The 22,111-nt window shown below is 72.7% G+C and carries 22 protein-coding genes; 13 read left to right on the top strand and 9 right to left on the bottom strand.

Features of this window, described 5'->3' with window-relative positions; all coding sequences use genetic code 11:
* Window positions 1-44 precede the first annotated feature (44 nt).
* The 3 genes from D1648_RS14275 to D1648_RS14265 form a co-directional block, all read right to left on the bottom strand.
* The gene (locus D1648_RS14275) at window positions 45-1,166 is read right to left on the bottom strand and encodes a folate-binding protein YgfZ (RefSeq protein WP_122942993.1); all 1,122 of its coding nucleotides are present in this window, start codon (window positions 1,164-1,166) and stop codon (window positions 45-47) included.
* On the bottom strand, window positions 1,159-1,794 hold the full coding sequence (locus tag D1648_RS14270) for a heme-binding beta-barrel domain-containing protein (protein ID WP_122942991.1): 636 nt from the start codon (window positions 1,792-1,794) through the stop codon (window positions 1,159-1,161). Before D1648_RS14270 ends, D1648_RS14275 begins: the two co-directional genes overlap by 8 nt.
* 138 nt (window positions 1,795-1,932) lie before the next feature.
* On the bottom strand, window positions 1,933-2,682 hold the full coding sequence (locus D1648_RS14265; RefSeq protein ID WP_122942989.1) for a hypothetical protein: 750 nt from the start codon (window positions 2,680-2,682) through the stop codon (window positions 1,933-1,935).
* Between the two features lie 106 nt (window positions 2,683-2,788).
* Here D1648_RS14265 and mshD point away from each other — a divergent pair, with 106 nt between their 5' ends.
* The 10 genes from mshD to D1648_RS14215 all read left to right on the top strand — a co-directional run bounded on the left by mshD (window position 2,789) and on the right by D1648_RS14215 (window position 12,698).
* Window positions 2,789-3,715, top strand: coding sequence for a mycothiol synthase (gene mshD, locus D1648_RS14260; protein ID WP_241155505.1), 927 nt, complete (start codon window positions 2,789-2,791; stop codon window positions 3,713-3,715).
* 2 nt (window positions 3,716-3,717) lie between these two features.
* Complete coding sequence (locus D1648_RS14255; protein ID WP_122943374.1) at window positions 3,718-4,662, top strand: NUDIX hydrolase; 945 nt, start codon at window positions 3,718-3,720, stop codon at window positions 4,660-4,662.
* Between the two features lie 24 nt (window positions 4,663-4,686).
* Entirely contained in the window at window positions 4,687-5,154 is a 468-nt protein-coding gene (locus D1648_RS14250; RefSeq protein ID WP_122942986.1) for a DUF4190 domain-containing protein, read from the top strand.
* Window positions 5,155-5,405: 251 nt separating this feature from the next.
* Entirely contained in the window at window positions 5,406-6,539 is a 1,134-nt protein-coding gene (gene pstS / locus D1648_RS14245) for a phosphate ABC transporter substrate-binding protein PstS (RefSeq protein WP_122942984.1), read from the top strand.
* Between the two features lie 120 nt (window positions 6,540-6,659).
* Window positions 6,660-7,622, top strand: a complete 963-nt coding sequence (gene pstC / locus D1648_RS14240) for a phosphate ABC transporter permease subunit PstC (protein ID WP_122942982.1) — start codon at window positions 6,660-6,662, stop codon at window positions 7,620-7,622.
* Window positions 7,623-7,673: 51 nt separating this feature from the next.
* Window positions 7,674-8,837, top strand: a complete 1,164-nt coding sequence (pstA, locus tag D1648_RS14235) for a phosphate ABC transporter permease PstA (RefSeq protein ID WP_122943371.1) — start codon at window positions 7,674-7,676, stop codon at window positions 8,835-8,837.
* A gap of 27 nt (window positions 8,838-8,864) precedes the next feature.
* On the top strand, window positions 8,865-9,650 hold the full coding sequence (gene pstB, locus D1648_RS14230) for a phosphate ABC transporter ATP-binding protein PstB (RefSeq protein ID WP_122942979.1): 786 nt from the start codon (window positions 8,865-8,867) through the stop codon (window positions 9,648-9,650).
* A 280-nt stretch (window positions 9,651-9,930) separates the two neighbouring features.
* Complete coding sequence (locus D1648_RS14225; RefSeq protein ID WP_122942977.1) at window positions 9,931-10,779, top strand: ABC transporter ATP-binding protein; 849 nt, start codon at window positions 9,931-9,933, stop codon at window positions 10,777-10,779.
* On the top strand, window positions 10,776-12,137 hold the full coding sequence (locus D1648_RS14220) for an FtsX-like permease family protein (RefSeq protein ID WP_122942975.1): 1,362 nt from the start codon (window positions 10,776-10,778) through the stop codon (window positions 12,135-12,137). Before D1648_RS14225 ends, D1648_RS14220 begins: the two co-directional genes overlap by 4 nt.
* 231 nt (window positions 12,138-12,368) lie before the next feature.
* Window positions 12,369-12,698, top strand: a complete 330-nt coding sequence (locus tag D1648_RS14215) for a rhodanese-like domain-containing protein (protein WP_122942973.1) — start codon at window positions 12,369-12,371, stop codon at window positions 12,696-12,698.
* A gap of 77 nt (window positions 12,699-12,775) precedes the next feature.
* On the opposite strand, the gene D1648_RS14210 is transcribed toward D1648_RS14215, so the two are convergent.
* Window positions 12,776-13,537: a CPBP family intramembrane glutamic endopeptidase gene (locus D1648_RS14210; protein ID WP_122942971.1), complete on the bottom strand. Its 762-nt coding sequence runs from the start codon at window positions 13,535-13,537 to the stop codon at window positions 12,776-12,778.
* Window positions 13,538-13,652: 115 nt separating this feature from the next.
* Here D1648_RS14210 and D1648_RS14205 point away from each other — a divergent pair, with 115 nt between their 5' ends.
* Complete coding sequence (locus D1648_RS14205) at window positions 13,653-14,369, top strand: SDR family oxidoreductase (protein ID WP_122942969.1); 717 nt, start codon at window positions 13,653-13,655, stop codon at window positions 14,367-14,369.
* Between the two features lie 133 nt (window positions 14,370-14,502).
* Here the strand turns inward: D1648_RS14205 and purB are convergent, their stop codons facing one another.
* The 4 genes from purB to D1648_RS14185 all read right to left on the bottom strand — a co-directional run bounded on the left by purB (window position 14,503) and on the right by D1648_RS14185 (window position 18,991).
* Complete coding sequence (gene purB / locus D1648_RS14200; protein ID WP_122942967.1) at window positions 14,503-15,918, bottom strand: adenylosuccinate lyase; 1,416 nt, start codon at window positions 15,916-15,918, stop codon at window positions 14,503-14,505.
* Between the two features lie 56 nt (window positions 15,919-15,974).
* On the bottom strand, window positions 15,975-17,903 hold the full coding sequence (locus D1648_RS14195; protein WP_122942965.1) for an alpha-amylase family protein: 1,929 nt from the start codon (window positions 17,901-17,903) through the stop codon (window positions 15,975-15,977).
* Between the two features lie 79 nt (window positions 17,904-17,982).
* Window positions 17,983-18,375 carry a phage holin family protein gene (locus D1648_RS14190; RefSeq protein WP_122942962.1) on the bottom strand — a complete coding sequence of 131 codons (393 nt, stop codon included), beginning with the start codon at window positions 18,373-18,375 and terminating at the stop codon, window positions 17,983-17,985.
* Between the two features lie 121 nt (window positions 18,376-18,496).
* Window positions 18,497-18,991 (bottom strand): hypothetical protein, encoded by a 495-nt coding sequence (locus tag D1648_RS14185; protein ID WP_122942960.1) that lies wholly within the window; start codon window positions 18,989-18,991, stop codon window positions 18,497-18,499.
* A gap of 1 nt (window position 18,992) precedes the next feature.
* Here D1648_RS14185 and D1648_RS18400 point away from each other — a divergent pair, with 1 nt between their 5' ends.
* Window positions 18,993-19,118: a hypothetical protein gene (locus D1648_RS18400; protein WP_255414297.1), complete on the top strand. Its 126-nt coding sequence runs from the start codon at window positions 18,993-18,995 to the stop codon at window positions 19,116-19,118.
* A 166-nt stretch (window positions 19,119-19,284) separates the two neighbouring features.
* Here the strand turns inward: D1648_RS18400 and D1648_RS14180 are convergent, their stop codons facing one another.
* Complete coding sequence (locus D1648_RS14180; protein WP_126281996.1) at window positions 19,285-20,556, bottom strand: C2 family cysteine protease; 1,272 nt, start codon at window positions 20,554-20,556, stop codon at window positions 19,285-19,287.
* A gap of 263 nt (window positions 20,557-20,819) precedes the next feature.
* Here D1648_RS14180 and D1648_RS14175 point away from each other — a divergent pair, with 263 nt between their 5' ends.
* A complete protein-coding gene (locus tag D1648_RS14175; RefSeq protein ID WP_122942955.1) occupies window positions 20,820-21,929 on the top strand; it encodes a histidinol-phosphate transaminase in 1,110 nt (369 codons plus the stop codon).
* Window positions 21,930-22,111 lie beyond the last annotated feature (182 nt).

Here is a 22,111-nt window from a genome sequence, read left to right as displayed (position 1 = left end):
AGACGCGACGGCGCCGGGTCGCAGGAGGTGCTCCGCGGTCGGGGTCAGAGCTTCGCGGTCGCGGGGCGGGTGCCGTGCTCGCGCGGCAGCACGATCGGCTCCTGGGAGGCGTCGATCCACACCTCGGCGCTCTCGCCGTCGGCCTCCCCGAGGTGGACCTGCACGGACAGGGCCGCATCCAGCGGCGCCGCCCGTCGCACCACGGCCAGGGCGATCGGGCCGAGGTCCGCGTGCAGGGCGGAGGAGGTGATCGTGCCGACGACCTTCCCGTCCGAGCCGCCCAGGCGCACCTCGCCGCCGGCGGCGACGGGGACGTCCTGGGAGCCGTCGAGGTGCAGCATCACCAGGCGACGCGGCGGTTGGCCGAGGTTCAGCACCTTCGCGACGGTCTCCTGACCGCGATAGCAGCCCTTCTCGGTGTGCACCGTGGTGCGCAGCAGGTCCAGCTCGTGCGGGATGGTCCGCTCGTCGACCTCTCGCGCGAAGCGGGCCCGATGGTCCGCGATCCGCAGGGCCTCCCACGAGCTCATCCCCGCCAGCTGCCGCCCCTGCCAGGGCAGCGCCTCGAGGGCCTCGGCCGGGAACAGGGAGAGCACCTGGCCGACGGGGTCCTCCGGCGGCGGGCCGTAGGCGACACCGCCGGGGGCGACCTCGGGCCACGGCTCGGCCCACACGGCGACGGGCTCGGGCAGGTCCAGATCGGTCAGCACCTCGCCCGCAGGGGCGAGGGCGCCGAGGACCCGCAGGTCGTCGCGGTCGACGATCTCGACCCGCGCCGCGAAGCGCATCATCTCCAGATAGCCCCGCAGCCCGGCGCGCGCCCCGGGATCGAGCACCAGCAGCAGCGTCTCCTCGCCCGCGACCACGGCAGAGGCCATGTGCTCGACCCGACCCTGCGGGGAGAGCACGGCGAGGGATGCGGAGGCGCCGACGGGACGGCCGGTGACGACCTGGGTGGTGACGGTGGTCATCCAGGTGCGGGCGTCCGCGCCGCTGACCTCGAGGACCTCGAGCTGGCCGAGGTCCACCACGGCCTCGCCGTCCAGCAGGCGGCGCTGCTCGCGCAGCGGGGCGCCGTAGTGGGCGGGCACGGCCTGATCGGGTCCCTCGCCGAGGACGGCCCCGGCGGTGAACAGGGGGCGGACGGTGCGGGCTGTGTCAGACACGGTCGAGCTCCAAGGAGAGGTGGGGGAGGAGCGCCGTCTCGCCGGCGGCGCCCTCGGGGGCGGGTCCGCGCTGCTCCCACAGCCACATGAGGCGCCCGCTGATGTAGCCGAACATGCGGGTCGCGACGACCTCGCCGTCGGCGCCGGCGAGCGCGAGCTGCACCCGCGGCCCCCGCACCTCGCCGCTCCAGGTCTCGGCGCTCTCGCCGCGGCGCTCGAGACGGGCCTCGAGATGATGGGAGAGATGCCCGGCGGGGCTGCCGGGCCGGGCGGCCTCGGCGGCGGCGACGTCCTGGCCGGGCAGGAGATCGCCGACGGTCCAGATCCCGTCCTCGCGGTGCAGCAGGCTGCGCTCCCCGGAGGAGGCCGCGGCCGGTGCCGGCTCCTCCTGCTCGCGGGCGAAGACGCTCGTCGGGGGCAGCGGGGCGGGCGCGTCGACCCGATGGATGATCGAGCGCCAGGCGAGGGTGCCGTCCTCCTGCGCGGTGCACTCGAGACGCTGCTCGATGCGCAGGTCGGGGGTGTCGGGCGAGGGAGCGGTCAGAGCCCCGCTGCCCTCCCAGCTCCCGATCAGCCAGGCGAGCGGGTACAGCGAGCGCGGGAGCGAGGTGTCGAGCGTGATGGGCATCGGCGCCGGGATCCGCTCAGTGGTCGAACAGGCGGGTGATCACCAGCACGGTGAAGCCGAGGACGATCAGACCCACCAGGATGACGAGGGCGAGGAAGAACAGCGACAGCGCGGACATGGTCAGGAGTCTAGCGCCCGTCAGCCGACCACGGACAGCGTGAGATGGGCGAGCACGCCCACGGTCGCCACCGGCACCGCCGCGACCGCGAGGGAGGGGACCGGCTCATGGGCGACCAGGGAGGAGCCGACCAGCAGATGCGCGCTGCTCGCCCCGATCGCGGTCGCGGCCCCGAGCAGCGCCGCGATCGGCAGCGCGAGGGAGGCGAGGGAGACCGCGAGCACGCCCGTCAGGACGGCGCCGGCCAGCACGGAGAGCACGAAGCGGGGCAGCGCCGGCAGCGGGGTCGAGTCCAGCAGCAGCGTCGCGGCGAGCCCGGCCGCGACGGCGGTGACCACCTCCGTGCCGCCCAGCGCGAAGCCGTCGGCCTGGGCGATCACCCAGGTCGCCGCGATGCCGGCGAGGAACACCCCGGCGACGGTGCCGGTGAGGGAGGCGGTGAGGTCTCGGCGTTCGCGGCGGAGCATCTGCTGGACGAAGGAGGCGAAGACCCCGATGGCGCACAGCATCACGATGGCGGGCACCGGGGAGAGGCGCTCGGGGGCGAGGACCGCCAGCAGCGCGCCGCCGATCCCGGTGCCGGCGACGACCACGCGGGTCCCCGCCGCGGCGGGCAGCTCCAGCAGATCTGGCCAGGCGATGCCGATCAGCAGGCCGAGCAGTCCGATCGCGATCGCCATCAGCACGGGGGAGAGAGGCCCGGTGAGCGAGACGAGCGCCAGCAGCAGCGCGAGGGCGGCGCCGAGGGGTGCGCGCTCGGGAGCGGTCACGGGGCCTCCCTCGCTGTCGGTGCCGGCTGCTCGATGGGCGCGGACGAGCCGTCGTCCGCAACATTACTGTGGCAGTCTACGAGTGCCCGCAGGTGGAGGCATACTCGTGCCCCGCACCACCACCCGCAGACGTCCCCGGAAGGACCTCATGATCTCCACGGCCGAGCTGTCGCGCGAGCACCGTGACCAGGTCGAGAGCCTGCTCGGCGCGGTCACCGCGCACGACGGCGTCTCCCCGCTCGATGAAGCGGCGCGCCTCGCCCTCGCCGGCGGATCGGCCCAGCACCTGCTCCTGGCGGAGGACCAGGCGGTGATCGCCTATGCGAGCGTGCTCGCCGACGGGACCGTCCAGGGGATGGTCCGCCCCGAGGCGCGGCGCCGCGGCCACGGCACCGCGCTGCTCGAGGCCGCCCTCGCGCAGCGCGCCGATGCGGGCGTGTGGGCGCACGGCGCGCTCGAGAGCTCCCTCGCCTTCCTCTCCGCGAACGGGCTCGTCGAGACCCGCCGCCTGCTGACGCTGCACCGCGAGCTCGCCGCCGGCACCCCGATCGAGGTGCCCGCCTCGACCCTGCCGGGCCTGACCCTGGGCACCTTCGAACCCGCGCACGACGCGGACGCCTGGGTCGCGGTCAACGCGCGCGCCTTCGCGTCCCATCCCGAGCAGGGCTCGATGACCCGCGAGGATCTCGAGCAGCGGATGGCCCAGCCCTGGTTCGACCCCGAGGACATGGTCGTCGCCCGCCGCGACGGGCAGCTCGTGGGCTTCGTCTGGGTCAAGCGGGAACGACCCGGCGCGACCGATGCCGACGCGGAGATCTACGTCGTGGCGACCGACCCCTCGGTGCAGGGCCACGGGATTGCGGGAGTGCTCCTGGCGACGGCGCTGGAGCGTCTGGTCCAGGGCGGCGTGCCCGGCGTCGAGCTGTACGTCGAGGCCGACAACGCCGCAGCGCTGCGCCTGTACGAGGCGTGGGGGTTCGCCGTCTCCGGCCGCGACGTCCAGATGCGTCGGCCTGCGCCGGCCGGGGCGTGAGCGTGAGCGTCGCCCCCGGGAAGCCGCCGCCCGTCCTCGCCGCCGGCGCGCTGGCCTGGCGGGAGAAGGGCGGACGGCTCCAGGTGCTGCTCGTGCACCGTCCCCGCTACGACGACTGGTCGATCCCCAAGGGCAAGCTCGACAAGGGCGAGACCTTCCCCGCCGCGGCGGTGCGCGAGGTCGCGGAGGAGACCGGATACCGGGTGCGCCTGCATCGGCCGCTGCCGGCCTCGGTGTACCTGCTGCCCGACGGTCGCACCAAGATCGTCCAGTACTGGATGGGGACCGTGCGGGCGAAGATCGGGCCCGGGCCCGAGAGCGCCGCGGAGATCGATCGGGTGCGCTGGGTGGGGCTCGACGAGGCCGAGTCGATGGTCACGCGGCAGGGCGACCAGGTCCCGCTGCAGACCCTGCGACGTCACGCGGAGGCGGGGGAGCTGCGCACCGCACCGATCGTCATCCAGCGCCACGGCGCCGCGGTCTCACGCTCCAAGTGGCGTCGCGGCGAGGGGGAACGGCCCCTGAACTCCAAGGGGAAGAAGCAGGCCAAGGCCCTTCCCGCTCTGCTGGACGCCTTCGATCCGGTGAGCGTGGTGAGCAGCCCCTGGGAGCGGTGCCTGAGCACGGTCGAGCCGTTCGCGCGCGCCGGGGGGTTGAAGGTGCGGACCAAGGACGAGCTGACCGAGGCGGGGCATGCGAAGCATCCCTCGCGCACGGAGGCCGTGATCGACCGGGTGCTGCGTGAGGCGCGTCCGACGGTGGTGTGCACCCACCGGCCCGTGCTGCCCACCGTCATCGAGGCGGTGCGGCGCTCCGCGCAGCCCGGGGCGTCCCTCGAGCTGCCGCGCGAGGACCCGTATCTCGCCGCCGGTGAGGCGCTGCTGCTGCATGTCACGCCCGACGGGGCGGTCGTGGCGATCGAGAGACATCTGCCGAACATCGGCTGACGACGGAACGGAGAGGGGACGCGGATGAGCACGCAATGGGGGCAGGACCCGGACGGGCACGAGCAGGACCCGTACGCCGCCCAGCAGTCGCCCTACGGCGCGGCGCAGTCGCCGTACGGGGCGGAGCAGAACGGCTACAGCGCCCCGCAGTTCGATGCGGGCGCCCAGCCGTACGGCGTCGGCGTCCCCGGCCCGTACGCCTCCCCGCTGGTCATGGCCCCGCCGAGCTCCGGACTCGGCATCGCAGGTTTCGTCCTGGGCCTGCTGTCGATCACGCTCTGCACCGGGATCACGGGACCCTTCGGGCTCGTCCTGTCGATCATGGGCATGCGGGAGACCTCCCCGGAGGCGGCCTCGCCCAGGAGCGGCCGGGGCCTCGCGATCGCCGGTCTGGTGCTGTCGATCCTGGGCACGCTGCTCCTGCTGGCCTTCGTGGCGTACGTGATCTTCGCGATCGTCGTGGTCGGGCTCAGCGCGAGCTCCGGCCGCTGAGCGAGACGGGCTCCGCGCCCGACCCCTGAGCGGACGTGGCACGGCCCACCCCGGCACGCGTCGGCCCAGGCCGACCTGACGGTGTGACGCAACCGTAATTGCGTTCCCACCAGCGAGTTCATCGACTGCGGCGGCCTGTTCACCTGCTGTTCACACAAGGACGGGTCCCGTGTCACCTGCCCTCCCTAGGTTCGCCGCTGACAGACCTCAGCAGGCAGACCTCGGGCCCCTGGGCCCCGAAAGGACTCGCAGTGAACGTTCGCCAGAACAAGCTCGTCTCGCTCGCAGCGCTCGGACTCGTCGGCGGCCTCGCGCTGTCGGCCTGCGGCGGCTCGGATGCCGGCGAGAGCGGCGGCTCGGACGCCGGCGGCGCCGCGTCCGGCGGCTACGCCGAGCTGACCGGCAACCTCGCCGGCTCGGGCGCCTCCTCCGCCCAGAACGCCCAGACCGCGTGGAGCGAGTCCTTCATGGGCCTCACCCAGGCCGAGGGCGGCGACCTCACGGTCACCTACGACCCCACCGGCTCCGGCACCGGCCGTGAGCAGTTCCTCTCCGGCCAGGTGCAGTTCGCCGGCACCGACGCGGCCCTCGACGAGGAGGAGCTCGCCTCCTCCGCCGAGGTCTGCAACGACTCGCAGGCCTTCGACCTGCCGATCTACATCTCGCCGATCGCCGTCGTGTTCAACATCGAGGGCGTCGACTCCCTGAACCTCACCCCCGAGGTCATCGCCGGGATCTTCGCCGGGGACATCACCAACTGGAACGATCCGGCGATCGCCGAGTCGAACCCCGATGCCGACCTGCCCGACCTCGACATCGTGCCGGTCCACCGCTCCGACGACTCGGGCACCACCGAGAACTTCACCGAGTACCTCTCCGAGAACGCTCCCGACGCCTGGACCCACGGCCCGGTCGAGACCTGGCCCATCGACGGCGGCCAGTCCGGCGACGGCACCTCCGGCATGATCTCCACCGTCGAGGGCGGCAACGGCACCATCGGCTACGCCGACGCCTCCCAGGCCGGCAACCTCGGCACCGCCGCGATCCAGGTCGGCGAGGAGTTCGTCGAGTACAGCGCCGACGCCGCCGCCAAGGCCGTCGACGTCTCCCCGCGCGAGGAGGGCCGCGAGGAGAACGACATCGTCGTGGAGCTCGACCGCACCACCACCGAGGAGGGCGTCTACCCGATCGTCCTGGTCTCCTATCTCGCGCTGTGCGGCTCCTACGCCGACTCCGCTCAGGGCGAGGCCGTGAAGGCCTACGCCTCCTACATCGTCTCCTCGGAGGGCCAGCAGGCCGCCGCCGAGGCCGCGGGCTCCGCCCCGATCTCGGACGAGCTCAGCTCCGAGGCGCAGACCGCGATCGACGCCATCACCGTCGGCTGATCGAGCCCTCGTCCCCAGACCGTGTCGCCGGGCCGGACCGGCCCGGCGACACGGCCGTCCCCGCCCACGTCATCCCGGCCCCGCGGCCCGCACGCGGGACGCGCTCGCAGGAAGGTCCCCATGAGCACAGCTGACACCGCCCCGGAGAAGGAGCGGTCCGCTCCGGACACCATGAGCTCCGGCGGCCGCAGGGCGGGCGACTCGGTCTTCTCCGTCCTGAGCATCGGCTCCGGGCTCCTCATCTTCGTCACCCTCGCCGCGGTCGCGATCTTCCTGACCACCGAGTCGATCCCCGCGATCACCGCGAGCCGCGAGTTCTCCGGCACCGCCGAGTTCTCGCTGGTCGAGTACACGCTGCCGCTCGTGTTCGGCACCGTGCTCGCCTCGGCGATCGCCCTGCTGATCGCGATCCCGGTCTCCGTCGGCATCGCCCTGTTCATCTCCCACTTCGCGCCGCGCCGCATGGCCTCGGGCCTCGGCTACATGATCGACCTGCTGGCCGCGGTGCCCTCGGTCGTCTACGGCCTGTGGGGCGGGGTGTGGCTGGTGCCCAAGCTCGAGCCGCTCTACGTCTTCCTCAACACCTACTTCGGCTGGATCCCGCTGTTCGCGGGGGAGCCGACGGCGCCGATGCGCAATCTCGCCTCGGCCTCCGTGGTCCTGGCCGTGATGGTCCTGCCGATCATCACCGCCGTCTCCCGCGAGGTGTTCCTGCAGACCCCGCGTCTGCAGGAGGAGGCGGCGCTCGCCCTCGGCGCGACCCGCTGGGAGACCATCCGCACCGTCGTGCTGCCCTTCGGCCGCGGCGGCGTGGTCGCCGCGTCGATGCTGGGCCTCGGCCGCGCGCTCGGCGAGACGATGGCCGTGCTGATGATCCTCGCGCCCGGCGCGACCTTCTCCCTGCACATCCTCGAGGTCGGCCGCCACAACTCGATCGCTGCGAACATCGCCTCGAAGTCGGCGGAGGCCTCCGGCGTCGACATGTCCCTGCTCATCTTCACCGGCCTGGTGCTGTTCGTGCTGACCTTCGTCATCAACGCCATCGCCCGGTGGATCGTCGCCCGCAGCGGGCCCAAGAGCTGAGAGGTCCCCATGAGCACCCCCACCGACACCTCGGCGAGCACCTCGAACGACATGCGGCCGACCGGCTCGTCCTCGTCGTCCTCGGCCCACCGGCCCCGGGACGAGCGGCGCCTGCCCTGGTACCACCTCCTCCTGACCGGGCTGGCGGGCCTGCTGGTCGCCGTCGCCGTGCTCGCGATCGCCGACGCACTCTCCGTCGCCAGCGCGATCCTGCTGGGCTTCGTGCTGCACCTCCTGTTCGGCTGGGGCTACTCCCTGGTCCGGGAGGGCCCGCGCTGGGCGAAGGACCGGCTGATGACCCTGCTGGTCATCGGCGCCTTCGCGATCTCGATGTTCCCGCTGCTGTCGCTGCTGTGGTCCGTGGTCGCCCGCGGCATGACCCGCGTCCTCGCCGCGAAGCCCACCACCCTCGCCTTCTGGACCACGGACATGTCCGGGATCATCGGAGGGGCGGACGCCGGCGGCGTCTCCCACGCGATCGTCGGCACCCTGCTGATCACGCTGTGGGCCTCGCTGATCTCGATCCCCGTCGGCCTGTTCACCGCGATCTTCCTGGTCGAATATGCGGACCAGGGCTGGAAGCGCACCCTCGGCCGCGGCGTGACCTTCCTCGTGGACGTCATGACCGGCATCCCCTCGATCGTCGCGGGTCTGTTCGGCCTCGCCCTGTTCATCACGTTCATGCCCGATCAGAGCGTGCGCATGGGCATCATGGGCGCGGTCGCGCTCTCGCTGCTGATGATCCCCACCGTGGTGCGCAACAGCGAGGAGATGCTGCGGCTGGTCCCGATGGACCTGCGCGAGGCCGCCTACGCGCTCGGCGTTCCCAAGTGGCTCACGATCGTCAAGGTCGTGCTGCGCACCGCGATCGCGGGCCTGACCACCGGCATCACCCTCGCTATCGCGCGCGTGATCGGCGAGACCGCCCCGCTGCTGCTCACGGTCGGCATGGTCACCTCGGTGAACTGGAACATGTTCGACGGACGCATGGCGACCCTGCCGACGTTCATCAACCAGCAGTACCGCAACGGCAATGCGAACTGCATGTCGGACACCGTCACCAACCCGGTCAACCAGGAGGTGTACGCCTGCTCGATCAGCACCAACATCGATCGTGCCTGGGCCGCCGCCTTCACCCTGATCGTCATCGTCATGATCCTGAACATCATCGCGCGACTGATCAGCCACTACTTCTCCCCGAAGCTCAGCCGCTGAGCCGGGCCCCACGCGAAAGGACACCTGATGGCAGCGCCCCAGCCCATCAACGTCGAGGACCTGAACATCTACTACGGCGACTTCCTCGCCGTGGAGGGCGTCGACATGCAGATCCGGCCTCGCTCGGTGACCGCGCTCATCGGCCCTTCCGGCTGCGGGAAGTCGACCTTCCTGCGCACCCTGAACCGCATGCACGAGGTCATCCCCGGCGCCTACGCGAAGGGGCGGGTCGAGATCAACGGCGAGGACATCTACGACCCGAAGATCGACCCGGTCAACGTGCGCCGCCGCGTCGGGATGGTGTTCCAGAAGGCCAACCCGTTCCCGACCATGTCGATCCGCGACAACGTGCTCGCCGGCGTGAAGCTCAACAATCGTCGGATCTCGAGATCCGATGCCGACGAGCTCGTCGAGCGGGCGCTGAAGGGCGCGAACCTCTGGAACGAGGTCAAGGACCGCCTGGACAAGCCCGGCATGGGGCTCTCCGGCGGGCAGCAGCAGCGCCTGTGCATCGCACGCACCATCGCGGTCAAGCCCGAGGTGGTCCTCATGGACGAGCCCTGCTCGGCGCTCGACCCGATCTCCACCCTCGCGATCGAGGACCTCATCCACGAGCTGAAGGAGGACTACACGATCGTGATCGTCACGCACAACATGCAGCAGGCCTCCCGCGTCTCGGACCGCACGGGCTTCTTCAACATCGCCGGCACCGGCAAGCCCGGCCGCCTCATCGAGATCGACGACACCGACACGATCTTCACCAACCCCACGAACACGCAGACCGAGGACTACATCTCCGGTCGCTTCGGCTGATCGACGTGCTGGGGAGGGACGAGCCGGCAGGAGATCAGCGGGTGGGTGGAGCCTGATCGACGTGCTGGGGAGGGACGAGCCGGCAGGAGATCAGCGGGTGGGTGGAGCCTGATCGACGTGCTGGCGAGGGACGAGCCGGCAGGAGATCAGCGGGTGGGTGGAGCCTGAGAGGGCGGCCGGCGGTCGCACCCTCGTGTCATCCCACGGTCTGATCCCGCAGGCGCGGAACCGCTCCGGGGGCTGACGCGCGGGGACAGGGCCGCGGCGGATCGTGGATGCCATGAACACCGCACCGCCCGCCCCGCATCAGAATCACGCTCCGCATCAGGGACCCGCTCCCGCGGCCGGCGCCGCCCCGTCGGGCGCGCACCCCGCGCCGATCCTCTCCGCCCGAGGCCTGGTGCGCACCTACGGCCGCGACCAGGCCGCCACCCGGGCCCTGGACGGCGTGGACCTCGACATCGCCCGCGCGGACTCGCTCGCCGTCATGGGCCCTTCGGGCTGCGGGAAGACGACCCTGCTGCACGTGCTCGCGGGGATCCTCGAACCCACCGCCGGCACCGTGCGCCTGGACGGGAAGAACCTGGCCGAGCTCGGCGAGAAGCGCCGCACCCTGCTGCGACGCAGCGACTTCGGCTTCGTCTTCCAGGACGGGCAGCTGCTGCCCGAGCTCACCGCGCTCGAGAACGTGATCCTGCCGCGCATGCTGGGCGGCACCTCCCGTCGCGCCGCGACCGCCGAGGCACGCTCCTGGCTGGACCGGCTGGGCCTGGGCGGGATGCACGACCGGCGCCCCACCCAGCTCTCCGGCGGGCAGGCCCAGCGCGTCGCGGTCGCGCGCGCCCTCGCCGGCCGCCCCTCGGTCGTCTTCGCCGACGAGCCCACCGGCGCCCTGGACCAGGAGACCGGCCGCTCCGTGCTGTCCACCCTCGTGGACTCGTGCCTGGAGACCGGCGCGAGCCTGGTCATGGTCACGCACGACGCGAAGGTCGCCGCGGCCTGCCGCCGCACCGTCGCCATGCGGGACGGCCGCATCGCCCGCGAGTACGTGCGCCCCGAGTCCGCGCCGGCCACGGCGCAGACCCCCGCCCAGGTGGCCGAGGCGCAGGCAGCGGGGATGCCCCGATGAACGCGCTGCTCGCCTCCGCTCCGCTGCTGCTGCGCCGGCGCGGCGCCCTCGCCGACCTCCTGCCCGTGATCGCCTTCGCCGCCGCGACCGCGATCACCGGCACGGTGCTCGGCGGCGCCGCGGCGTTCGTGGGACGCCTGCCTGCCGAAGACGCCCCCGCCATGAGCGGGGAGGCCTCCCTGATCCCCTTCCTCGTCATGTGTGCGATGGTCGCCTCGGTGCTGCTGATCCCGAGCGCCGTCGGACTCGGCGGCTCCGCGGCCCGGCTGTCCCTGGCCCGCCGGGAGCAGGACCTCGCCACCATCCGGCTCGTCGGCGGGACCGGCGGGCAGGTCGGCGGCGTGGCCGTGCTCGACGTCGCCGCGCAGGCCCTGCTCGGGGCGCTGCTCGGCGTGGGGCTCCACCTCGTGGTGACCCCTGCGCTGACCGCCCTCGACTTCGGCATCACCCCGTTCACCACGGCGGATCTGCTCATGCCCTGGTGGGCCTACCCGCTGCTCGTGCTCGGGATGGTGCTGCTCGCGGCCGGCTCCGCCGCCGTCTCCCTCACCGGCGTGGTGCTCAGCCCCCTCGGCGTCGCCCGCGACTCGCGCGTGGTGCGCATGTCCGTGCTGCGGGTCATCATCTGGGCGGTGCTGATCGTCGGCTTCCTCGTGTTCGCGCAGTTCGGCTCGATGCTGCTGGGCCCGATCGCCGACGGGATGGTCTTCTTCGCGGTGATGATCCTGTTCATCGGTGCGGTCGTCGCGGGCGTGAACGTGGTCGGGCCGTTCATCGTGTGGGGCGTCGCGCTGTTCGTCGCCCGGACCGCCCCGGTGCCCGGGCTGCTGGTCGGCGCGCGCCGACTGGCCGCCGATCCGAAGGCCGGCTGGCGCGCCGTCTCCGGGATCACCTTCGCCCTGGTGATCGCGGGCTTCCTCACCGTCCTCGCCCTCCTCACCCGCGACGACGGGACCGGCGGGGCCGAGGACGCCATGATGGCCACCGCCATGTCCACCGGCGGGCTGCTCACCCTGGGCATCGCCGCCGTGCTCGCCGCGGTCAGCACCGGCGTCACCCAGACCGCGCGCGTCATCGACCAGGCCCCGGTGCTGCGCTCCCAGCACATCGCCGGCGCCCAGGTGGGCCAGCTCCACCGGGCCCGGATCGCTGAGATCGTCCTGCCGGTGCTGCTGAGCTCGGTGCTGGCGACGTTCACCTCGCTGCTCGTGGTGATGGCGGTGCTGGGCGGCGCCCCGAATGATCCGATCGTGGCGGTGCAGTACCTCGCGAGCGTGCTCGGGGCCTATGCGCTGGTGATCGCCGCGGTGCTCATCGGGTCCCCGCTCGTGCGCCGCTACGCCGAGCGCGGCGCCTGAGCGCCCGCCGAGCCGGCCCCGCCCCGCCGCGCCGAGCCGGCCCCGCCCCGCCCCGCCCCGCCGAGGCGAGGGCGGATGGTCAGGTGGTGGCGTATGGCGTCCCACTATGCCAATAGAGGCGTAGCGGGACGCCATACGCCAGTACATGACCATCACCCTGCCCCGCTCCTCCACGCCCCGCGCGCAGCCCTGCCAGGCCCTGCCCCGGGCCGTTAGGCTGGGCCGATGGACATGGAGGACATGCAGACCGTCGCCCCGAAGGACGTGCCCGAGGGCGCGCATCTGATCGACGTGCGCGAGCAGAGCGAGTGGGACGCAGGCCATGCGCCCGGTGCCCAGCACCTGCCCGCGAGCACGCTCCTGCAGAACCTGGACCGGCTCCCGGAGACCGACGACGACCTGTACATCGTCTGCCGCACCGGCGGGCGCAGCTTCCAGGTCACGCAGTGGCTGAACGCGAACGGCTTCGACGCGATCAACGTCGGCGGCGGCATGGACGAGTGGTTCGAGTCCGGTCTCCCGATCGAGGCCGACGGAGACGGCGAGGCCTTCATCCTCTGAGCTGCGCCCGGTGCCGCGCCGTCGCCTGCCGCCACGGAGCCCCGCGCCGCCATGAAGCCCCCACGGCGGGTCGGGGCTCAGATCCCGAGCACGTCCTTCAGCAGCGCGTAGCCCACGAAGGCGACCACGTCCAGCAGGGTGTGCGCGATGACCAGCGGCATCGCGCGCCGGGTGCGCAGGTACCAGGTCCCGAACACGAGCCCCATCACGAGGTTCGCGAGCCCCGGACCCACCCCCTGATAGGTGTGGTACGCCCCGCGCAGCACGGCCGAGGCGAGCACGATCGCGCGCGGCGACCAGCCCAGGCGCTCGAGGCGCTGGACCAGATAGCCCACCACGATCACCTCCTCGAGCACCGCGTTCTTCAGCGCGTGCAGCACCAGGACCGGCACGCTCCACCAGTGCTCGCCGAGCGCCGCGGGGATCACCTCGACCGTCGCGCCGAGCATCCGCCCCAGCGCATACACGGCGAGGCCCGGGATCCCGATCCCCGCCGTGATCAGCACGCCGTGCAGCAGGTCCCGCGCCGGCCGGGCGAGATCGAGCCCCAGGTCCCCGAGCGCCTGGCGCAGCGAGCCCGCGGTCGCCGCGAGCAGCAGCACCACGAGGCCGACGGGCGCGAGGGTGAAGCCGATCGAGAGCAGCTGGCGCAGCAGGTCCAGCCAGGGGTTCTCCTGCAGGGAGGGGTTCAGCGCGGTGGACTGGGTCGAGAGCGGACCGGCCGCGAGCGCCTCGGCGAGGGCGAGCAGCGAGTAGACGGCGCTGCGCCCCAGCGACAGCGCGAGGACGACCAGCACCTCGGCGCGCACCCACCCGCGGCCCGGACTCCAGCTCTGCATCCGCTCATGCTCTCACCCTGCATGGCGGGGGACCGCGAGCACCCCTGCACGGCGGGGGTGCGAGGGACCGGGTGCGCAGAGCCCACCGGCACCCAGTCGTGCCAGACTCGGGGGCATGACCACCGCACAGCCTGCCGCCCGTCCCGCCGTCCTCGTCACCGGGGCGAACCGGGGGATCGGGCGGGCCCTCGCCCATGAGCTCGCCGCCGACCACCACCTGATCCTCGGCGGCCGCGACGAGGAGGCCCTCGCCGCGCTCGCCGCCGAGCTGTCGTCGGCCGAGCCCTTCGTCGCCGAGCTCACCGATCCTGTCGCGACCGCCGCGGCCGTCGCCGCGCTCGACCTGCCCCACGGCCTCGACGGGCTCGTCCACTGTGCGGGGATCCTGGTCAGCGGGTCCGTCGCGGAGCTCAGCGCCGCGGACTGGGAGCGGAACTTCGCCGTGAACGTCACCGCCGTCTCGGAGCTGACGCGACTGCTGCTGCCCGCGCTGCGCGAGGCGCGCGGCACAGTGGTGGCCGTGAACTCCGGCTCCGGCTACAACGCCAAGGGCGACCGCGGCGCGTACTCCGCCTCGAAGTTCGCGCTGCGCGCCTGGACCGATGCGCTGCGCCAGGAGGAGACCTCCCACGGGGTGCGGGTCAGCTCCGTGCATCCCGGACGGGTCGACACCGACATGCAGCACGAGCTGCGCGCCGCCGAGCAGGGCGAGTACGAGCGGGAGCGCTACCTGCGCCCCGCCACGGTCGCCGCCGCGATCGGGTACGTGCTTCGCGCCCCGGAGGACGCGGTCGTGGCGAGCCTGGACCTGCGACCCCGCGCGATCGGCTGAGCCATCGGGGCACCCGCCCCGCCCTCGTGCCGCCGGCCGACGGCCCCTCGGCCTGTCGGACGGCCGACGGCCCCTCCTGCTCCGGTGAGCAGGAGGGGCCGTCGGCCGTGCGGGACGCCGCGCGCCGCGGGGGTCAGCCGCGCGCGTCGTCCAGGTGGTCGACGAGCCGGGCGGCGAGGCCCACGTAGGTCTGCGGGGTCAGGGCCAGCAGCCGCTCCCGCTCCGCCTCGGGCAGGCCGAGCGAGGAGATGAACTCGCGCATCCCCGCCCCGTTCACGCGGTGGCCGCGGGTGAGCTCCTTGAGCCGCTCGTAGGGGTTGTCCAGGCCCTCATGGCCCTGCACGCCCAGGGTGCGCATCACCGACTGCACCGCCTCGCCGAGCACCTCCCAGTTCCCCTCGAGGTCTGCCGCCATCGCGTCCGCATCCACGTCCAGGCCCGCCAGGCCCTTGCGGATGTTCGCGATCGCGAGCAGGGAGTGCCCGAGCGCGGGGCCGACGTTGCGCTGCGTGGTCGAGTCGGTGAGGTCGCGCTGCAGGCGCGAGGTGACCAGGGTCTGGGAGAGCACGTCCAGCAGCGCGCCGGAGATCTCCAGGTTCGCCTCCGCGTTCTCGAAGCGGATGGGGTTGACCTTGTGCGGCATCGTCGAGGAGCCGGTGCCGCCCTGGGCGGACAGGCGCTGGCGGAAGTAGCCCAGCGAGATGTAGGTCCACACGTCGGTGGCGAGGTTGTGCAGGATCCGGCCGGCGCGGGCGATGTCCGCGTAGACCTCGGCCTGCCAGTCGTGGGACTCGATCTGGGTGGTCAGCGGGTTCCACGTCAGGCCCAGGTGCTCCACGAAGGTGCGGGCGACGCGCTCCCAGTCCGCACCCGGCACGGATACCGCGTGCGCGGCGTAGGTGCCGGTCGCTCCGTTGATCTTGCCGAGCATCCGGTTCGCGGAGATGCGGCGCGCCTGCCGGCCCAGGCGGTGCGCGAAGACCGCGATCTCCTTGCCGAGCGTGGTGGGGGTCGCGGCCTGGCCGTGGGTGCGCGAGAGCATCGGCACCTCGGCGGTCTCGCGGGCGAGGGCCTCGAGGTCCCCGATCAGCGCCTCGAAGGCGGGCATCCACACCTCGTGCACGGCCCCGCGGATCATGAGGGCGTAGGCGAGGTTGTTGACGTCCTCGCTGGTGCAGTAGATGTGCACGACCTCGGCGAGCGGCTCGAGGGAGGTGCCGGCCAGGCGGCGCTTGATGTAGTACTCGATCGCCTTGACGTCGTGGACGGTCTCCCGCTCGATCTCGGCGTGCTCGGCGATGCCCTCTGCGCCGAAGTCCTCCGGGATCGCCCGCAGCAGCGCCCGCTCGTCATCGGTGAGGGTGCGCAGGCCGGGGATGACCTCGCCGTCCAGCAGGTGGATCATCCACTCGGTCTCCACCACCAGGCGGGAGCGGTTCAGCGCCGCCTCGGACAGGTGGTCGACCAGCGGCGCGACCTGGCCGCGGTAGCGGCCGTCGAGCGGGGTCAGGGCGATCGGGGGAGTGATGTCCGCGAAGGAGTGAGCCATGGCGGCATTGTCCCAGACCGCCGCGCCCCCGTGCCGGAGCGTCCCGCGCCCCGCCGTCACCCGGCCGGGCGCGGCGTCACCCGCAGCCACAGCACCCCGTGAGCGGGCAGCGTGAGCCCGTCGCCGAGGTCCGTCGCCTCGTCGGCGAGCAGCTCGTGAGCACCGGGCTCGAGCCCGGAGAACGTCACCGCGGGCACTCGAGCGGGGTGGTCGCCGACGTTCGCGAGCACCAGCACCCGCTGACCGGGAAGTCCGTCGGCCCGCTCCTCGAGCCCGGGCCGCTGATAGCCGAGCACCGCGGGATGCGGCACGTCGAAGGGCAGCAGCGCGTTGCCGCCGAGCTCGGGGGTCCGCTTCCGCACGGTGATCATCCGCCGCAGGCGGGCATGGATCCGTCCGGCCACGGTGCGGGGATCGTGCCGGGCCGCATAGGCCTGGGCCGGGCGCATCGGCCGGCCCACCCAGCGGCTGTCGTCGGCCTCCGCCGGGCGGTTGCGGTGGTCGTGGTCGTTGAACTGGCCCACCTCGTCGCCCAGGTACAGCAGCGGCAGCCCACCCGTGGACAGCGCGATCGCGTGGGCGAGGAGCACCCGGTCCTCCCCGCCGGCGTCGGCCGTCTCCACCCCCGCGAGCGCCGCCGTCGTGCCCGCCACCCGGGCGTCCCCGGTGCGGGGGTTCTCCTGGAAGGCGGCGCCGCGCGCGAAGCTGCCGGGGAAGCGGCCGGTGTAGAAGTCGTTGAGGAAGCGGCGATGGGAGAAGCCGTCGATGCCGAGCTCTGCGGCGTCCTCGTCCGCGAAGGTCCAGCCGATGTCGTCGTGGGAGCGCACGTAGTTCACCCACGCGGTCCCCTCCGGCAGGGCGTGGCGCCGCACGAGCGCCTGGGACAGCAGCCGCGCATCCCGCGTGGCCAGCGCCTCCCAGGTCAGCGCCATCTGCAGCGGGTTGTAGGAGAGCTGGCACTCGAGCGGATCGATGTACTCGACCACCTCATCGGGGTGGACGATCGCCTCGGACTTGAACAGCACCCCGGGCGCGGCCATGCGCAGCACCGCATTGAAGGCCCGCAGCAGCAGGTGCGCCTCCGGCAGCGACTCGCACGGCGTGCCCAGCCGTTTCCAGATGAACGCGACCGCATCCATCCGCAGCACCTCCACTCCCTGCCCGGCGAGGAACAGCATCTCCTCGGCCATCGCCCGGAACACGGCGGGGTTCGCGTAGTTCAGGTCCCACTGGAAGTGGTAGAAGGTCGACCAGATCCACCGGCCGTCGCCCAGCTGGACGAAGGAGCCGGGATGGTCCTCGGGGAAGATCTCGCGGGTGGTGCGCTCGTAGGCGTCCGGCAGGGTGCGGTCCTCGAAGATCAGGTAGAAGTCCTCGAACTCCGGGTCGCCCGCGACGGCGCGCCGCGCCCATTCGTGCTCGTCGCTGGTGTGGTTGAAGATGAAGTCCAGCACGAGGGAGATCCCGGCCTCGCGCAGGGCGGCGGCCAGCTCGGCGAGCTCCTCCATGGTGCCCAGCCCCTCGCGCACCTTCCGGTAGCTGCTGACCGCATAGCCGCCGTCGTCCTCGCCGGCGGGGGAGTCGAACAGCGGCATCAGGTGCAGGTACGTCAGGCCCAGCTCCTGGAAGTAGCCGATGTGCTCGTGCAGGGCGCGCAGCGAACCGGCGTAGCGGTCCACGTAGCAGACCCCGCCCAGCATGGCGGGGGACTCGAACCAGGTCGGGTCGGCGGTGCGGCGTGCGTCCAGGTCGCGCAGCGCCGCGGGCCGGCGCTGCCAGGAGTCGACCACCAGCTCCATCACGGAGGCCAGCGCATCGAAGGAGTCGTCCCTGTCGCCGTACAGCTGCACGAACAGGCTGTGCAGGGTGGGCAGGTGCTCCTCGATGCGGGCGGCGAGCTCCGGCTCGGGCGGCACGGGGCGGGCGGCGAGCAGGGCGCGGAGACGGGGCAGATCGGCGGTGATGTCGGTCTGGAGACGACTCATACCTCATGATCGCAGGCCCTCCCGCCCCGTGGGGCCGGGACGGGAGGGCCGGCGGCGGTGCTCGTGCGGGCGGGAGCGATCAGCCCTCGGAGCGCTCGCCGAGCCCGGTGACGGCCTCGACGATCGCGGAGAGGATCCCGATGATCACGCCGGCCAGCAGCGCCCACCAGAAGGAGTCGAACTCGAGGGTGAGCCCCACCAGGCCCGACACCCAGCTCGCCAGCAGCAGCATGAGCGTGTTGATCACCAGCTGGAACAGCCCCAGCGTCAGGCACGTGATCGGGAAGGCGAGGAACGACAGGATCGGCTTCACGAGGGTGTCGATCAGCGCGAGGATCAGCGCGATCGCGCCGATCGTGAGCACCTGCGTGAGCACGCTGGCGCTGTTCTGGCCCAGATGCATGCCCGGCAGGAGCAGCGCCGTGATCCACAGCGCGAGGCCGGTGACGATGATGTGTCCGAGGAATCGCATGGGGCCATTGTCCCTGCCTCGGCCGGACGGTGCACCGGGGCTATCCCCACTTCCTGCCGCATCGGCCGGCCGTCTGCCGCGCCGGTCCGGCGGGGGTGCTCCGGCAGCGTCGTCGTCCGGATCACGCCTCGTCGACGTCGAACCCGACCTCGCCGTCGCAGATGGAGCGGATGGTGATGGTCCAGGCGTCGTAGCGGCTGCTCTCGCCCACCTCGCCGTCGAAGTTCCCGTGAGCTCCCGGTTCCCCGGAGGTCGAGAAGGAGAGTCGTGCACGGGGCCCGTCCTCGGCGGTGTAGCCGAGGGAGACGGCGAGCTGTGTGCCGTCGGGTGAAGGGGCGTCGTCGAGAGTGCGCTCTGCCGAGGAGTCGACCGAGTAGGCGCCCTCGCCGTTGCAGGCCTCTCCGTAGGCCTCGTCGTCCGCGTCCTGACCTCTGATCCCGGTGGGGGTCGCCGGGAGGGTCGGCCCCTCTGCGGACGGCTCCGAGGGAGCGCCGGGGCCCAGCGGCCCGCAGCCGGCGAGCAGCCCGAGGGTGAGGAGCAGCAGCGCGCCGCGCCGGGCACGGCCGTTCCTCGGTCCCCGCGCCGATCCTGTTCGGGCCGTCGTGCGCTCAGTCATCATGACCCTCGGGCAGCAGTCGCAGCTCGGCACCCTTCTCAAGGCTCAAGCGCAGGACCTCGAATCGCCAGGCACGACTGCTGAACCGGTCTCCGACGTGCAGGTCCTCGTGCTCGACGGTCGCTGACCCCTCGACTCCCGCAGGACCGGTGTAGATGCGAGCACGGAGTCCGGAACGACCGGGGGCGACATAGCCGAGGGAGACGTCGAGACGCTCGCCGCCTCGCTCCGGGAGCGGGGGGAAGGCACCGGGGATCGAGGGTCGGACGGAATGGATGGTGCCCCTGGGGGAGTCAGTCATGGTGGACCTCCGCGCTCGAGGTGTACTTCTCGTACTGTTCACGGGTCAGCTCGACGGTGGGGGTGTCGGGGCCGTGCGGATTGCGCAGCACGATCACCTCTTCCCCGGAGTCGTCGGTGCTGACTCCGTCGACCCAGTATCCGTGCCCGCCGAGCCAGCCGCTCGGTGGGGTGTCCCCCTCCGAGAGCTCCACGGCGGTGCCGACGACCATCGGCTCGCTCCTCCGGGCCGCGTCGAAGGCGGCATCAGCATCGGTCGGCGGGATCGTCTCGACGTCGAGGCCCGTCAGTCTCGGGCCGACCTCCGGGCTGCCGTGGCCTTCGATGCCGGAGTAGTCGCCGCCCATCTGGATCGCGAGTGCCCGCTCCACGTAGCTCGGCCAGGTCGCGGAGGTCGGGTCGTCTGCGAGCGGCCCTCGGCCCGCGCCGACGACTCTCCCGTCCTCGGCGGGGAGCTCCTCGGGCATCGTGATCGGCTCCGGGTCGCCGTTCTCGTCGTAGAGCGTGACGGTCACGGTGCCGTTGCCGTTGTCCTGCACGTGCTCCGCCGCCCAGCCAGGGTCCTGGTCCATCATCATCGCGAGCGTCGCCATGGAGACGCAGTCCCCGTAGGAGCCCTGGCTCACGTCCCGCCACGAGGCGTCCTCCGGCACCACCTCTCCTGGCGGCGTGACGGTGCCGTCGGGATTCACGTCGTAGGTTCCCTGGGCGGCATCGCCGCCGCCGCGGCCGTCGGGGTGCAGCTCGGGGAAGAGCTCGGAGATCCGCTCGACGTCCGCGGGGTCCGCGTCGCGCAGGAGCTGGTCGAGCAGCGCTCGACGGGACTGGTCCGTGTTGCCGCCCATCCAGAACAGCCCGTCCCCGTCGGCGGCCATGGCGTCCCTGAGCGCGGCGAGCTCGTCGTCCTCGAGCCCGGCGATCCACTCCGCTCGCTCCTCGGGGGTCAGCTCCGCGAGGCGCTCGGCCAGGGCGTCGAGATCCCGCGAGTTGCCGCGCAGGTCCTCGAGGCCGCCGTCGTGGAGCGCGTCGGCCAGCAGGGAGTCCAGCTCGTCCTGCGTCTCGGGGGTCAGGGCGGCGGCGACGGCGGGGCAGCCCTGCCCGTCGTCGCCGTCGGAGGCGTCGTCCTGCTCGTCGGAATGGCCTGTCAGCTCGGCCCCGAGACCGCGCAGCAGATCGGCGGCCGCGAGACCACGGGCCACCTCTGCGCGTGCGCGCGTCCGGAACGACTCGGCGTCCGCCCCCGTCCATTCCGTCGAAAGAGCCACCTGCTCGATCGTCCCCAGCAGGGTCTCCAGTCGTGCCGCCCCGCCGTGTGTGACTGTCGCGTGCTTCGACAGCTGTGTGGTGTCCGCACCCCAGAACATCATCCGTCCTCCCCCTCGCGGCACGGTCCTGTGCCGCTGCCATCCTGCACCGCCCACCGCGCCGGAGGACATGGGGAGGACTCCCCACCCGGACCTCCGCACGGGACGCCGCGCGGCTCCGGACTCCTCCGCCCCGCGGCCGACAGGCGGCATACCCTGGCGGCATGTCCGCCCCCTCCGCCCGCCCCGACGAGCCCGCCGAGAACATCCGCCTGCGCCCCGCCCTCGAGGACCTGCCCGCCTACGTGGCCGGGAAGCCCGCCGCCGACGACGGGATCCACCGCTACAAGGTCTCCTCGAACGAGTCGCACCTGCCGCCGATCGCCTCGGTGCGCGAGGCCGCCGTCGCCGCGTTGGAGTCCTCGCACCGTTATCCGGACGCCGCCGCGCAGGAGCTGCGGGATGCGCTCGGGCGCAAGCACGGGGTGGCTCCCTCGCAGATCGCGCTGTCGACCGGCTCGGTCGCCGTCTCCGGCGACCTCGTGCGCGCCGTGGTCGGCGAGGGCGACGAGGTCGTCCACCCCTGGCGCTCCTTCGAGGCCTACCCGATCCTCGTCGGCTCCCACGGCGGCACGCCCGTCCCCGTGCCGCTGACCGAGGCGGGCGAGCACGACCTCGCCGCGATGGCCGCAGCGATCACCGACCGCACCCGACTGGTGCTGCTGTGCACCCCGAACAACCCCACCGGCCCCTCGCTCACCACCGAGCAGGTCGAGGAGTTCCTCGCCGCGGTGCCGCAGGACGTCGTCGTCGCGATCGACGAGGCGTACCGCGAGTTCCACGACCCCGCGACGGTGCTCGGCACCGCCGGGATCTTCCGCCGCCACGGCAACGTGGTGCTGCTGCGCACCTTCTCGAAGCTGCAGGGCCTGGCGGGGCTGCGGATCGGCTACGCCGTCGCGCACCCGCGCCTGGCCCGTGCGCTCGGCCAGGTCACCGTCCCCTTCGGCGCCTCCGCCCCGGCACAGGCCGCGGCGCTCGCCTCGCTCGAGCCCGCGGCGGCCGAGGAGCTCGAGCGCCGCGCCGAGCGGATCCGCGCCGAGCGCTCCCGCGTGCTCGCCGGCCTCCGCGCTCAGGGCTGGAACCTTCCCGCCAGCCAGGGCAACTTCGTCTACTTCCCCCTCGGGGAGCGCTCGGGTGAGTTCGCCGAGTTCGCCGACGCGCGCGGGCTCGTGCTGCGCGCCTACGGCAACGACGGGGTGCGCGCCACGATCGCGGAGGAGGAGGCCGACGACCGCCTCCTCGCGATCGCGCAGGAGTGGCGCGGGGTCTGACCCCCGGGCCCCGCCCGCTCCCGCGCGGCCACGTCCACGCGAACCACCCGATCAGCCCGTGCACCGCGGCGGAGGAGCCGGGCCGCGCGGCAACGGGCGGACATCACTACCGCCGGGACCTCGGTCCCGGATAACCTCGATCGAGGTCGGGCCCCTGCCGCTGCGGGACGGGCGCCCGAGGC

Origin of the sequence: Brachybacterium sp. EE-P12 (genome assembly GCF_003711805.1) — a bacterium.
Classification (GTDB): Bacteria; Actinomycetota; Actinomycetes; order Actinomycetales; family Dermabacteraceae; genus Brachybacterium.
Note: the sequence above shows the minus strand (reverse complement) of the source record. Positions and strands in the feature narration are given on the sequence as shown.